This is a genomic window from Sphingobacterium sp. SYP-B4668 (genome assembly GCF_027627455.1).
GTDB lineage: Bacteria > Bacteroidota > Bacteroidia > Sphingobacteriales > Sphingobacteriaceae > Sphingobacterium.
The window spans coordinates 5,285,794-5,301,158 of the sequence record NZ_CP115483.1; the positions used below are offsets into that span (position 1 = coordinate 5,285,794).

Below are 15,365 nucleotides of genomic sequence, written 5' to 3' on the forward strand. Positions count from 1 at the left end.
CTTTGACACTCAAATATATGAATAAGCTGTTAATAAATACCCCACAAAACGTAAAATTTGAATATAATTTAGCGACTCTTGGGGCTCGAATCTTGGCATTCGGAATTGATCAGCTTATCATTATATCCTATATGCTACTCATGCTATTCTTATTGCTTTATAGCGGGGTATTTAACCTTAGTGACAGCTGGACTACATTTGGATTATATAGCCTTTTCAGCCTCCCTGCGCTTTTCTATCCTCTTATATTGGAAACCTTTCTCTCTGGGCAGACACTGGGAAAGAAATTAATGCATCTAAAAGTCGTCAAAATAGACGGTACCCGAGCGACTGCCTATCAATACTTTATCAGATGGGTATGCTCAATTATTGACGTTTTCCTATGCTTTGGCGCGATAGGGCTAAGTAGCATCATATTATCAAAAAAGGGCCAGCGCATTGGAGATCTGGCAGCTGAAACAACAGTAATCAGCACGAAGGTAAATACAACCTTAAATCACACCTTATTTGCCGAGATTACAACTGAGCGTAGTCTTACCTATCCACAAGTGATTAAATTAAGTGATTTCGATGCAAATGCCATTAAGGATATATTCGACAAAGGATATAAACGAAAGGATTATAATATTATCCTAGCTTTAGCTACTAGGATTGAAGAACTACTCGGTGTCAAACGTGAAAAAAGTCCAGAAGAATTTATTGATACAGTTATCAAGGATCACTACGCCCTATTCAGAGACAAATAGACTGTACTTCTCCCAAGGAGCTAAGCGATTTACATATGATAACCAACTAATTAACGAGACTCCTTCACAAAAAAAGGCCGTATCACAATAAAACTTTTCTCGCAATGATGTTTTTATGATACAGCCTTTCGAAAGATACGTTATTAGTACGGCAACTAGGCGACCGTAGCTGCTGAAGTCGGCATTTGACGATCGACTTTCTTAACCAGTCCTTGCAATACATTTCCTGGACCTACTTCAACAAATCCCTCAACACCATCAGCAATTATTTGTTGAACGGTTTGCGTCCAGCGAACAGCACCAGTCAACTGGGCTATTAAATTTTCCTTGATCACTTCGGGAGCTGTCTGAGGTTGCGCATTGATATTCTGATAAATCGGACATATGGGGCTCTGAATTTCAACGGCTTCTATCGCTGCTTGAAGCTCCAATCGTGCTGGCTCCATTAAAGGAGAATGGAAAGCACCACCCACGTTTAATTTCAACGCGCGCTTTGCCCCAGCTTCCAACAACAATTCACATGCTTTGTCTACCCCTGCTACAGTGCCGGAGATAACGACTTGCCCTGGGCAATTGTAGTTTGCAGCGACAACAGTGTCTTCTACTTTAGCACAAATTTCCTCAACGATGCCATCTTCTAATCCCAGGATCGCTGCCATGGTAGAAGGCTCCAATTCGGTAGCTTTTTGCATAGCGTTAGCGCGTTTGGCGACAAGCTTCAACCCATCTTCAAAGGACAGTGCTCCTGCTGATACAAGTGCCGAAAACTCTCCAAGTGAATGTCCCGCAACCATACTGGGTTGAAAACTATCGCCTAAAGCTTTGGCCAATATAACGGAGTGTAAGAAAATCGCAGGCTGAGTGACTTTGGTCTGTTTCAACTCTTCGTCTGTACCCGAAAACATAATATCTGTAATGCGAAATCCAAGGATATCATTTGCTTGCTCGAATAGCGCCTTTGTATCATCGTTCAAATTGTATAAATCTTGGCCCATACCCACAAATTGAGCTCCCTGACCCGGAAAAACGTAAGCTGTTTTCATCATTATTATCTTTTTTTTAATTTGTTGATGAGAGCTCTTCCGACAAGCGGACTCGGTTTCATCATTATTATCTTTTTTTTAATTTGTTGATGAGTGCTCTTCCCATAAATGGATTAGACAGCACTGTTCTGTTGAGCAAATTTACATTAACTTTTTGAATTCTAAACTTGAACGTAAAAATCAACCAATCATCTAAAATAGAGCCAGCAGATAGGAGATAACTGGGATATAAGTGGGTATCAACTTAAATATTAATCGGTAGTTTAATCGTTTTTTAAACGTATTAAAATCGGATATTATTCGCTTTTATCCGAATGAAGTCCGTATAAAGTCCGCATTATATCCGTATTAAATCCCTATTTATATGCCTATTAAACCCAAGTTGTACCCTATCATGTGCAAATCAGCCACACAATGGATTAAAGGATTAATTCGAAAAGAAATAGATTTTAGGACTCGTCCGTAGGTATAAAACTCAAGGAACACATCTTATCAGGGTCAAAAATATCTGCACAAATCTCCTGTGCTTGCAACAATGTCACTTGATCTATTTTGTAAAAGACTTCCTCCAAAGGCACCACACGATCATAGTCCAGTACATTTTTAGCGACGGCGATAATCATGCTCATGCGATTCTCTTCGGCGAGGGCAATCTGTCCCTTGAATTTATCCTTAGACTTTTGCAGCTGACTTGCAGAGAGCGCCCTACTACGAAGCTTGTGCAGTTCCTTAAAAACAAGGGATTTCGCTTTTTTCACCTTCTCTTCATCTGTCCCTAAATAAATAGAAAATATACCGGTATCCGAAAACATAGTGTAGTTGGACTCGATGGTATAGGCAATCCCATGTTTCTCGCGTATGGAGAGATTCAATATCGAGCTCATTCCCAATCCGCCCAACATATTATTGAGTAATAGCAAGCCTGTCTTTCGTTCGTCACGAATGCTGTAGGCCTGCCTACCTAACATATAATGCACTTGATTGATAGGCTTTGCCGATACTAGATGCTGTGTATTTTCAGTGTATAATCCCTCCCGTTGACGTACTCCTTTTGTAGAAGCAATGTTCCCGAATAGACGTTCGACCATTCGTTCTATAGATGTTCGCGTATAGTCACCTGTGATTCCAATAACAATCTCGTGGGTACTGTAATTGCGTTGGATGAACTGTCTGATATCTTCTATATTCAATCCTACCAATTGCTCTTCTACTCCCAAAATATTATGCCCAAGGCCAGAGCCTGCGAACATCAAATCTTCAAAATCATCGATTATAGCATCTTCGGGACTGTCCAAATAAGAGGCCATTTCATCCTGGATGACGCCCTTTTCCTTTTCCATTTCCACTTCGGGAAAGGTAGAATGAAAAATTAAATCTTCGAATAAATCTAATGCTCGACTTAAATAAGGATTTAATATGGACGCATGGATACATGTATATTCTTTTGTAGTATAGGCATTCAAATCTCCCCCCACTGCCTCAAGGCGGTTAAGAATCTGAGTGGTATTCCGCCTCTCTGTCTGCTTGAAAAGTAGATGTTCAATAAAATGCGCGACGCCAAACTTACCCTCCTCCTCATCCCGTGACCCTGCATTTACAATCAAACAAGTATGCGTAATGGGTGTGGACTGGGGGTATAATACCACCCTTATACCATTTGATAAACGAATAATCTCATATTCCATTTGCTGTATTCAATTTGTGTTGGGCGAGTACACTATCTATCTCAGGAATAGTGTTCATTAGTAATAAAGATGCAAAGCTACGTAATATAAAACAAAACGGTTGCGGTGTATCCTACCGCAACCGTTTTGTAGCGAACTTATTTGCGACTACATGCGAGGTCTACGCATTCCACCAGGGAAACCGCTATCCTCCTGCGGAGCTACTCCACCTGCAAATTTGGACAGTTTGTACGTAAACATCAGAATGAAATAGCGCCCTAATCTATTGGTGCGACTATCAGTAATCTGAATATCGTTGATGGTTCGCGAAATATTAGTCTGTTCATTCAGCAAATCATAGGCCTGCAACCTTAGCGTTGCCCGATTGGCCTTCAAAAATTTCTTCTCGACGTAGGTATTGATAATAAAGGGATTTTCACTATAAGCGTTCCCGTCGTTAAAGGTCTTAGAAAGATCCGCACCAAAAATTAGAGTTGGCGAAATATTGACGGACCCTATCAAGGTCGGGGCATAAGACTGCATCACGACAGTACGATTGTTAAGGGTATTGTTGTTGTGATTTAAAGAGTATCTAAAACCAGGGCCAATTTCCAGGTTTTCAGAAGGGTTATATCGAAACATTACGCCTTGGTTCAACGTCCAGTTTTTAGCAAGATTTAATTCGCCGTCGGTATAGGAAGGGTTGTTGTTATATCCAATGCCACCCATAAAATTTAGATTGTAGGTCTTACTCTTAAAGGAACGTCCATAATGATAGAAACTGTTTAAACTAAATGCGCCATCTTCATTTAAATAATTTATCTCTTGTATGATACCCAGTTCTGGATCCCTCGCTCTTAGATTATTGGAAACAATCTTATCCTGTGTCAATGTACCATTTAGCATGACGAAAAACGTCTTTCCTTTCTGGAAATCTGAAGCATTGTACCGAAACCTCAGATTGTGGCGAAATTCGGCAGCCAAATCGGGGTTACCGGTGACGATACTTGTGGGATTGGAATTGTCTGTAAAGGGTTGTATCTGTGTAATGGAAGGTTCATTTGAATTTCCAGAGTAGTTGATTTGAAGATTTTTTTGACGATTGAATTTGTATTCAAAACGAGCTATTGGGATAAAATTGAATCCTTTGCGGTTGATATTGATAGTATTACCATCGACTTGCGCTTCTCCATCGAGAATAGAAGGTTGGACGGAGGCACCAATAGCATACTTAATCTTGTCGTTGTTAAAATTGTAATTGGCACCGAAGCGGTGGGTACTGAACGAATAGTCATAAACGCGCTCGAAGGTATAAATATCATCTTCCAAAGAAGACCCATCTTCATTAAAGGCTTCCTGAGTACGATTGTTGTCATACGTATTAACGTTGTAATCATAAGAAACCTCAATCTTTCCAAATTGACTTACTGGCTCGATATAGGATAGGCTTGCGCCTCCATTCCAACTTTTATTGTCAAGCTCCAATAATGTCTTTCGATACAAGCTATCCATCGTCATATTGGCATTGTTGGGATCACCGACCAATGTTTCAATAATACGATCTTGATCTTGCTTCGTTCCTGATGAATTGATATTCATATTGAAGAAGATATTCCGCCCCTTATCATTTAATTTCCTATTGTAAAGGCCACTGAACCCTAGATTAGGATTCTTTGCAATACTGTTGGAAGTATTGGCTTCGGTATTATAGAGGACATCGTTCAGCAAATTTTCATTATAGCTGTAGCCATCCGTCGTTGTCCTGCCATAGGACAATTGGGGAGTGATCTTAATATAATCGTTTTGTGTAGGTTTCCACTCTAGATTGGCTTCCAATCTGTGCGAATTACCTATTGTATTAGTGGTCGACTCCGTATTCCTATTCAGCACGGAGTCTGGATAAGTGAATTTGTTTAAACTAGAAGATATCACATCGTTATCGTCATGACTAAAGCTATAACTACCGTATACGGTCACTTTATCATTGAAATCCTGACGGTAGTTCAAACCGAAGGACCGTGTATTGGTGATTCCGTTAGATCCGCCAAACATACCACCACCTCGAGACCCACCACCACCTTGGCGTCTTCGAGCACCGCCTCCCTGTGTGTTGAAATCAAAAAGCGGAGCATTGATATTATTCAAGTTACCAATAGCAGAAATCTGCATGCCTTCTTTCATTTTCATAAACATTCCCGTAGCTTGATACCGATCGTCAGTACCATAACCCATCCGCAACATGGTGGTATATCCATTGTTTTTCTCGGGATCGATCTGGATATTCAAGATTTTCTCCGCATCTCCGGTTTTATTACCTGTCAGATTAGCCATATCACCATAATCATCGATTACTTGAATCTTCTCGATGATATCAGCGGGTAAATTTTGAGTAGCCGTCTTGACATCTCCACCAAAAAAGTCCTTACCATTGATTCGGATACGCTTAATCTGCTCGCCTTGCGCGGTCACCGTGCCATCTTTATCCACTTCGACACCTTCCAGTTTTTTCAATGCGTCTTCTACTAATGCCCCATCTCTCAGTTTAAGATTGCGCGTGGTGTATTCCAACGTGTCAGTCTTGACTACCACCGTTGGGACCCCATCGACCACTACTTCTTCGAGCATGGTACTCATCGGAATCAATTCGAAACTGGGAATAGTCAAATTGGATTGACCTGTCGTGAACGTGTACTCGTTTTCAAAAGGTTCATAGCCGATACTGCTGACCTTAATCCTAAATTTTTCGCCCTTGATATTGTTAAAAGAATATAGACCTGCCATCGACGAACTCGTCGAGACGGAGTCTTTATCCGACACGAGGGTCACCGATGCACCAGCGACTACCCGAGATTTTTTGTCCCGTAAAAATCCCTGAACGGTCTTATTCGTCTGTCCGAAAGTGGTCAAAATCGTGAAGCAAAAGAGAATAAAAATGGATGAACAATGTTTAAGCATATGAAGTGTGATAAGTATTAGTCCAGGTATTATAAAGAAGTCAATATCCAGACTTCGGTTTGTATTTTATTATTTTTCTTAGCCTGCTGTTGCCCTCCATAGGGTCTAGCGACAGCATTGGTCCGTTGGCGCACCTTTTTATCGAGCAGCGACCACATGTCATTTACACGCAGTTGAATCGCGACAACCCCACTCTGATCGGAATTCCAGTTAAGTTGCTTTAGAGGTATCGCAGCTTCATAGCATAGGTTGTCCTGTGCATCGACTTCCATGCGGGCAATGATTCCATAACTATTTTGAAAAGATAGATTACCATCCACTACGGTTGGAAAACCTTTTACATGATACCCTTTGGCGGTATTGATTAAAAGTTTGCGGGTATCTTTCCCTTTGTGCTCTCCCGTCTGTGCAAATTCACGTATATCCTCTCTATCGGCAAGGGGATAGATTAACATGGCCTCTTCTTTCTTTTTTCCAGTCAAGTTTACACCAAATGTAAGGCCCAGCCGAACAGCTTCTCGTTGCAGATTTTTGTCCTTAATACGTATACTGGTATAAAGATGGGTTTCATCGCGAGCGACTGCATAACTCCAAGAGGAATCAGGATCCACGGGTTGAAGTCTATTGTTCCAATCGCTTAAGTCAGCATCCAGCACCAATCCGCTAACACGTGGGATAGGAAGGATAACATCCTTAGACTTTTTCTGCGCATGAACGATTGTTGAAGTCAGACAGATTAGGGATAGCAACAGGACACTTCTCATATAGTTTATTCTGTAATGGATATGGTATGGACGAAAACAAACAGCGAAGGTTTGATAAGTCCTCATATTTGTTACAAAACAACAGATAAGAAGTGTTAATAAGTGTAAATGCATGTTAATCACAGAGAAGTTACACGAGGAAAACGGTATGAAAACCCATATCTCGAGATGTCAGAGTTGCGGAGAAAAGCTATCCTTACGTATTTATTTTCGCTTAGATACTCGTGAATACAAGGCATTTTATCTAAGTTTGAGGCAAAATTTGGAGCAAAGACGGAAGGATTTGGAGGAAAGGGACGAAATAATTGTACACACGTCTTAGCCCTTAATTCACGTAATAACGAAGTCTTTGACCCTTAATCTAAATAAAATGTTATTATCTACTTTTCAGGATCTCTTAGTGGAGGCAGGGTGCGATGAGGCTGGAAGGGGCTGCCTAGCAGGTCCAGTATTTGCTGCTGCGGTCATTTTTCCTAAAAACTATCACCATGAATTGCTCAATGATTCCAAAAAATTGAGCGAAAAAAAAAGAATGGCTTTGCGCCCAATCATTGAAAAAGAGGCTCTTGCATATGCTGTGGCTAGCGTATCTGCGGAGGAAATTGACAAAATCAATATCCACAATGCCTCGTACTTGGCCATGCATAGAGCGCTTGACCAATTAGAGATCAAAGCGGAGTACATTATTGTGGATGGTAATCGATTCATTCCCTACCCAGACCTTGCGCATACGTGTATTATCAAAGGGGACGGGAAGTATTTATCTATTGCGGCGGCATCAATCTTAGCAAAGACCTATAGGGACGAATACATGATGAATATAGCGGCGGAATATCCAACGTATGATTGGCTACAAAACAAAGGCTACCCGACAGTGAAGCACCGCAACGCGGTCTTGGAACACGGGCTGACCCCACATCACAGAAAAACCTTTAGAATAACCGATCCGCAGCTCAAGTTATTCTAAAGGTCTTCCGATATTATTTGTACAAATGAGTCCTTTAAATACTTATTTGGTCTTTATATTCTTCTTTTTTTGATTGTTGACTGCAATCCATACGGCGCCAAGTAATCCCAATACCAAAATTACCGAGGCTATCGCGGAAAGAAGATTGGTGACTTGAACCGATTGTGGAGCGAAGATAAATTCAATCTTATGATTACCACCCGGTACTTGCAATGCTCTTAAGATGTAATCTGCACGAATGATGGGCACTTCTTTTCCATCAATATATGCCTTCCATCCTTTTTCATAAAACACTTCTGAGAACACGGCAAGTGCATCATTTGGAGCGGAGTACTCATACTTCAAGGTATCTGGATGATAAGAGGTCAATGCTATGGTTGAATTGGTTGGCCTTCCTAAGCGACTAGCATCTATCCTATCCTTAAATTCTTGATTGATAAAAGCTTCTTTTTTAGGATCAAAGCTACCAATAGCTTGCATCTCTTCGGCATTGTCTTTGACAAACGTGACCTTCTCCACAAACCAAGCATTGCCTGGTGCTGTGCTTCTCCGCACCACCTTTTGCGACCCATTGGAAGGGTCTGCTGTAATCAAATAACGTACATTAAACATGTCGAGAACATCTTCGTTTAACGCTCCATTGAATTGATGTTCTAGAATTTCCTGAAACCGCATCATTTTGGCAGCGTGATATCCACCTAAATTCTTATGAAAGTAAGAGGCAGTGGCATCCGAAAATGCACTGGTCGTCAAATCTAATACACGATAGCTTGGATCTGCATCCAAACGGATGAGCTGATCAACTTCTCGCTCAGCAATACGAGCTGTAGATGGATTTGAAAAGGAATCGTCATTTAAATAACGCTTATCGACCGACCAAAGATCTGTCAAAAACACAATTCCTAAGCCTGCTACAAGAACTGCATAACTAAGTTTTTTCTTTAAAAAGAACCAGACTAGACCAAACGTAATGGCGACAATAAATAAAGAACGCCATGCATCTTTACTAGCGAGAGCCGCACGATCCTTCACAATAGCAGTAACAGTCTCATTGGCAAGGGCGCGATCACCAATCTCCCGTGTCAGCCCATCCACTAGTGCTTGATGGTTCGAATTGCGGAGGGCTAAAAACATATCAGGCATCAAGGCAACCAATAGACAAAGTCCACCAATTCCTATAAAAGTATATAAGGTTTTTTTCTGTATGCTTTTATCCTCAGCTGTCTGATTAAGTAATTCATTTACACACAAAATAGCTAATACAGGAATCAACAAAGCAGCTATGACCAGAATGGATTCTACGGCTCTAAACTTGTTATACATCGGAAAGTAATCGAAGAATAAATCCGATATAAATGGTAGATGGCGTCCAAAGGACAAGAAAATAATAAGTACGGTAGCACTGAATATCCACCATTTTATCCGCCCCTTAACAACGAAGAGCCCCAATATAAAGAGGAATAATACTCCAGCCCCGAAATACCATGGTCCAGCGGTAATCCGCTTTTCGCCCCAATATGACGGCATTTGACGCGCTATCTGGGCAGCCTGTACTGTGGGGGTTCCTTTAGATTCGAAAAGCTTAGCGACATTGGATTTTTCGTCGAAGACACCTTGTGTACGACCTCCATAAGCATTTGGAATCAAAAAGGTCATAGTCTCACCGACACCCTGGCTCCAATCATAAGCATAACTGCGATCTAGGCCTTTCTGCTCATTGGTCTCATCGACTTTAATTATATTCGCCTTTCCTCGAGTCGAATATTTGCTATATTCATAGGTGGGATACAAAACCGAAGCATTGACCAAAATAGCCAAGGCTACAGCAATGACTTGTACGCCGGTAGCTTGTAGAAATCCTTTTATTCGCTTTTCTTTGATAGCATGATACAATTCGATGCCAACCAAGATTAAAAGCGCTATGAAAAGATAGTAAGTGACCTGAATGTGATTGACCCGTATCTCTAAAGCCATGGTCAGCGCCAAAATAGACCCACCGAGTAAATACTTACCTCGATAACAGAGAATAATAGCACCTATAATGGGAGCCATATAGGCAATGGCATAGGCTTTATTGACGTGCCCTGCTTCAATATAAATGAAATTATAGGACGTAAATGCTACGGCTATGGCTCCGACCGCAGCCAACCATGGCCTAACACGGAGTACGGAAAAGAGAAAATATGCCCCGAAAAGATACAGCAACACCACATCAATGGGGGTAGGAAAGACCGTCTTGAGCGCTCTGGAAATATATGTCCCGACATTGCTACTGTGTTCGGCCCAAATCTGATATGTCGGCATACCGCCAAACATGGAATTTGTCCAATTAGGGGCATGGCCATCTTTTGCCCTATAATCAAAAAGCTCCTTCTGACTTGCCTCTGCTTGTAGCACATCGTGCTGCGCCAAGGTCTTCCCTTGCCAGATCGGTGTGAAATAAAAAAACACCAGGACGATGAATATTCCAATAATCGCAAAGTGTACCGCGTTTTCCTTAAACCAATTTTTCATCCGTATAAATTTGTCTTTAGTAGGTGCTGAAGCTATCAGATGTATTCTGCCACTATGTGGTTTGAAAAATCATGATCGTTTCATTTGTTCTTTAAATAGGTTGTATTTAATGATTAAGGCTCAAAAATATACAAATCATTTTAAAATTCGCTAGAATTAAAAAAAGGATTTAGGCGATATGTCTGCCTAAATCCTCTTTTCGCAAATATAAACGCTCTAGGTGTCTATTATTCTCCTTTTTGAATCAGTTTTTTGATATTTGAAAACTCGCCAAATAGCACCAATATATCAGCCTCTCTGAGCAAAGTATCAGATTTTGCAATGCCCGTAGCTTCTTTTACCAACACCGTCTTGCCTTTTTCATTGACCTCGTTTTGGCTGACTGTTGTCAGAACAATAACGCCATAAGTATTGGTCAAGTTGGCTTCTTGCAATGTCATGCCAACATATTTGGGTGGTACCTTCGTCTCGACGATGCTATATTTGTCCGAAATTTTGAAAGAATCCACGATATCCACATTGTCCAGCCTCATCGCCAAACGTTCTGCAGCCTCTTCTTCTGGCATAATGTATTCATCAATAGCCATGGCTTCCATCACGGTTTTTTGAAGATCCGAAACGACTCGTCCAATGATGCGTTTCACGTGAAGCTGCTTCAAAAGTGCGGTGGTCAACATGGAGGCTCCCTCGTCTTCGCCAATCGCTACAATAACGGCATGGCTATCCCGCAACGGTAAAGAGCTAACGGACTCTCGATCGGTCGTATCCATACAAACGGTGTGTGTGACTCGATCTTTGAGTTGCTCGACAATGGCAATATTTCGATCAGCACCGATTACTTCGTGCCCCAGTTCAGTAAGATGAATGGCTAATGACCGTCCAAAGTGTCCCAATCCCAATACTATATATTTCATCTAATTATTTGTTTTTTAGTTGTTGATGAGAGCTCGAGTCAATAATATTGTCCTTCGTGTCAATATTATTCACTTCTCGGTTTCATCTAATTATTTGTTTTTTAGTTGTTGATGAGAGCTCTCATCTCTAAATGATATTATTTTGTCCGCAACTGCTAATAGGATGTCTTCCTAAACACTAAAATAGAATTTTTTCGCTCGGATATACATAATTCCGATTTCGGATATTTTTAATAAAGGCCACAAGTAAGGTGAGCGTGCCCACACGTCCAACAAACATGGTGGTAATGATAATGATTTTACTTGCTGGACTTAAAGATGGGGTCACGCCCAAAGAAAGTCCACAAGTGGTATAGGCAGAAACGGCTTCGAAAAGCAGCTCCTTCATACTCCTACTTGGGTCAGAAAAATTAAGTAACACAAAAGATAATCCAATTGTCAAAACAGAAAGTAGAATGATAGCAAAAGCCTTATTAACAGATTCCGGAATAATGCGCCGTCTAAATAAATCGATAGAATCCTTACCTCTGGCTAAGGAGAAAATATTGAGAATAGCGATGGCAACTGTCGTTACCTTGACTCCCCCTCCTGTCGAACCAGGAGAAGCTCCAATCCACATCAGAGAGGTGATCATAATCAAGGTGGGGCCGCTTAAAAAATTAAGGTCTATACTGTTGAACCCTGCCGATCTGGAGGCATTTGTCATAAAAAAAGCGGATACCATCTTCCCATATAGATTATGATCTTGATTCAAGGTCTTGGTGTACTCAAATAAAAAGTAGGAACTCGTCGCAAGGACTACTACAACTAAGTTACAGATAAGAATAAACTTCGAATTGAAGCTAAATGTCCAAGGCTTGTGGACAAAATTACGTTTAAGAACAATCTTATAGAATAGTGCCTGGAGCTTGGTCTTGGTGTAGGTATAAAAATTATAAACAGTCCCAAACCCTAACCCGCCAAAAACAAAAATCATCGCCAAAGCTAGTTGAAAGTTATAATTATAGCGATAGTCCGTATGTTGAATACCGTTCTCCAAAATAGAAAATCCTGCATTACAAAACGAAGATACGGCATGAAAAACGGAGAAAAAAATCTGCTCGCCGACAGAATCGAATAGCCGAGCATCTAGGGTGAAGTAAATAGAAATGGCTCCAATAAATTCAAAAAGTAACGTAATGAAGATAATGGTAAGCAAAGTGCTAATCACCGAATTGAGCTTATTCTCTTCAAGAATCTCACCAAACATCAATTGGTTCTTAAAGGAAAATCCACCTGAGAAAAAATAACCAAAAAAACCTGTAAATGTCATGATGCCAAGCCCTCCGACCTGAATCAGAACAAGAACAACGGTCTGCCCAAACATCGAAAAATTGGTCGAAATATCGGTGACAGACAACCCGGTGATACATACGGCGCTCGTCGCCATGAATAAGGCGTCAATAAAGGAGAGGGGGGCTACAAGTGTGGTTCGGGGCAACATCAAAAGCAACGTGCCTATCAGAATGAAAACTAAAAAACTGATGACAAATAAAATGGTAGGGTTGAAATAGAAATTATCAAAGAAGAGACTATTCTTGGATAAAGCGGACAAAAATATAAGATAAATGCCGAGATATACCCATTCTTCCTGCCTTAGATAGGATAAGGACTCACTACCAGAAAGTCTAGCAATGATGATGACAAAGAAATAAACGATAATTGTCAATCCAGCGATATGTTGAATTTTGACTTTCTTTTGGACCAAAATAGAGGACAAGGTCTGAAAGGTCTCTAATGTAAAAAGACCATAAAACATGGCATGTATGACATTCTCGAAAATGTTGGCAAGCTTGGCGTCAGTAATATATCCCACGTGGAGAATAACGGCAAAAGCACAAATCATGCTCACGTAAAACATGATGATATCTACAACCCGATTATTATACTTGAAAATAAACTTTAAGAAACTTAACATCCTCTACTTCTTATCTTTTTCTTTATCCTTCTTCTTAAATAGCTTGTTAAAGAATGTTTTGGTCTTGCTTACAGTGCCTGTAGCCTTCTCCGCTGTGCCCATTAATTTGGCCTCCCGTTCAGGACTCATCCCTACACACTCCTTAATACCTGCAAGCAAGCTTTGCCAAAGGGTCTTGAAAAATGTGTGCTGCGCTACACGTTTATAGTTGACATGTCCCACATGATAGATCTTATTCGCATCGGGATTGCTGTCATTCAGCAGAATATTATTGACGAGAAAGGAAACGGCCAACTTGGTCGAAGCTTTTTTCTCGGCCAATTCAATCAAATTAATCTTCAAATGATTATAATCAAACTTAAATGTACCCCAATTGCGATGGTCATTGGCTTGAAAATCAAATTCAATCTTTTGAATATTGCCTGAGGCAATTTCTACGTTGAGGAGTGGTCTTAAAATTCGGTTGAATGCTGTTGCATTCATTGCTCCAAGACTACCACTATAGGTGTGCTCACCATTTTTACTTAGCATATCGAACCCAAACTTGACATGTAAGACCCCTCTATCCATCACTTTGGCAAAGAGATCTGCCCGCATCCATTTATTCTTGACAAGAGCCACAGAATCGTTGGTCACATTTGTCAAATATCCTCGGGCCTGATTGAAGGAAATGGAGCCTTCACGCATATATTTTTTACTAAATTCGGAATAGGTCACGTCAACATGCTCTAAAAAAACAGTATCTAGTCGAATCAAACTTTTCATCTGCAGAATGCGCTGATGAGGGGCCTGTCCGATTTTACTTGTCGGAGGTCCTGGAAATCTTTTGTCCGCAGCAATGCGTACGGAACCATTCTTTACTTGCATACGCCTTGCAATAACCTGCTTATTACGCATGAGACTTTTAAAATCCAACTGCTCCAACCGTAAGGTATCAAATTGAATGGTGCTGATGCTTCCGCCTTTTCCTTTCTTTTGATAGAAAGCTTCTTTTTTGAGTGCTGGAGCATAAGAGACCTTGGTCAACAATATATTTTGCTCTTCGGTATTGATCTTCAATTTTTCAAACTTGGCCTTATAAAGTCCGCCGGGGAGGGTATATTCAAACTCAGGAATCTCCAAATCTATCATCTTGGTATGATAGAATCGAGCGGAATCATCTATCGATGTCGAGTCAATGAGGACATCACGCACTTTAAGATTGACCTTCTTGATTTCCATGTTGGTCGATTTTCCTTTATCGAGTTGACTATATTTAAAGTCGATATCAGCCACTTCGACCCCGCCGACCTGTATAGCATTTAAGAATTTCTTGACACTTTCGTAAAGTGTTTTCTGAGGCTTAGTGGACAGGGTATCATTATAGGCATGGAACTCATTCATGAGATGTATCTTTGGGCTCTCAAATGCTATTGTCTTTATTTTTAACTTCTTATTAACCAATATTTCGCGAATACTAAAATTGAGTATCTTAATCTTGGAGACCTTGATATGCACCCTATTATTAGGGGCTTCTTTTCGGAGGTCCATTTCTTTGTAGATTGTTGAGTCAGGAATGAGCTCAGCATTGGTAACGATTACATTCCCCAATCCTAAGCTGATATCTAAATCATCATACTTTAATGTATAAAGACTATCGCTAGCATTTTTGATGGCCTCTTTAAGTTGATCTTCAACGATAGGTTTCCAGCGTGTACTGAGGTACCACGTAGCACTCATCAACCCAATGATGATAAACGCAACTATTCCTATAACCCATTTCCAAACTGGTCTCATTGTTCTGAACAATTTAAGTTAATCTGATATAAAAACAACGGCGCTAATATTATGTTTTGTTACTA

General features: G+C 40.5%; 10 protein-coding genes. 2 read left to right on the forward strand and 8 right to left on the reverse strand.

Annotation, left to right across the window (positions count from 1 at the left end; all coding sequences use genetic code 11):
• Positions 1-17 precede the first annotated feature (17 nt).
• Positions 18-746, forward strand: a complete 729-nt coding sequence (locus OQ289_RS21520) for an RDD family protein (protein ID WP_270088764.1) — start codon at positions 18-20, stop codon at positions 744-746.
• A gap of 155 nt (positions 747-901) precedes the next feature.
• Here OQ289_RS21520 and fabD read toward each other — a convergent pair whose 3' ends face one another.
• The 4 genes from fabD to OQ289_RS21540 form a co-directional block, all read right to left on the reverse strand.
• Entirely contained in the window at positions 902-1,789 is an 888-nt protein-coding gene (gene fabD, locus OQ289_RS21525; RefSeq protein ID WP_270090885.1) for an ACP S-malonyltransferase, read from the reverse strand.
• Positions 1,790-2,238: 449 nt separating this feature from the next.
• Entirely contained in the window at positions 2,239-3,474 is a 1,236-nt protein-coding gene (locus tag OQ289_RS21530) for a M16 family metallopeptidase (protein WP_270088765.1), read from the reverse strand.
• A gap of 147 nt (positions 3,475-3,621) precedes the next feature.
• Entirely contained in the window at positions 3,622-6,408 is a 2,787-nt protein-coding gene (locus OQ289_RS21535) for a TonB-dependent receptor (protein ID WP_270088766.1), read from the reverse strand.
• A 29-nt stretch (positions 6,409-6,437) separates the two neighbouring features.
• Entirely contained in the window at positions 6,438-7,172 is a 735-nt protein-coding gene (locus tag OQ289_RS21540; protein WP_270088767.1) for a hypothetical protein, read from the reverse strand.
• A 370-nt stretch (positions 7,173-7,542) separates the two neighbouring features.
• Between OQ289_RS21540 and OQ289_RS21545 the strand changes: the two genes are divergently transcribed.
• Positions 7,543-8,139 carry a ribonuclease HII gene (locus OQ289_RS21545; RefSeq protein WP_270088768.1) on the forward strand — a complete coding sequence of 199 codons (597 nt, stop codon included), beginning with the start codon at positions 7,543-7,545 and terminating at the stop codon, positions 8,137-8,139.
• Between the two features lie 42 nt (positions 8,140-8,181).
• Here OQ289_RS21545 and OQ289_RS21550 read toward each other — a convergent pair whose 3' ends face one another.
• The 4 genes from OQ289_RS21550 to OQ289_RS21565 form a co-directional block, all read right to left on the reverse strand.
• A complete protein-coding gene (locus OQ289_RS21550; RefSeq protein ID WP_270088769.1) occupies positions 8,182-10,653 on the reverse strand; it encodes a YfhO family protein in 2,472 nt (823 codons plus the stop codon).
• A gap of 227 nt (positions 10,654-10,880) precedes the next feature.
• Complete coding sequence (locus OQ289_RS21555) at positions 10,881-11,567, reverse strand: potassium channel family protein (protein ID WP_270088770.1); 687 nt, start codon at positions 11,565-11,567, stop codon at positions 10,881-10,883.
• Positions 11,568-11,745: 178 nt separating this feature from the next.
• Positions 11,746-13,524 carry a TrkH family potassium uptake protein gene (locus OQ289_RS21560; RefSeq protein WP_270088771.1) on the reverse strand — a complete coding sequence of 593 codons (1,779 nt, stop codon included), beginning with the start codon at positions 13,522-13,524 and terminating at the stop codon, positions 11,746-11,748.
• A gap of 3 nt (positions 13,525-13,527) precedes the next feature.
• Positions 13,528-15,300, reverse strand: coding sequence for a hypothetical protein (locus OQ289_RS21565; protein WP_270088772.1), 1,773 nt, complete (start codon positions 15,298-15,300; stop codon positions 13,528-13,530).
• Positions 15,301-15,365: the final 65 nt, after the last annotated feature.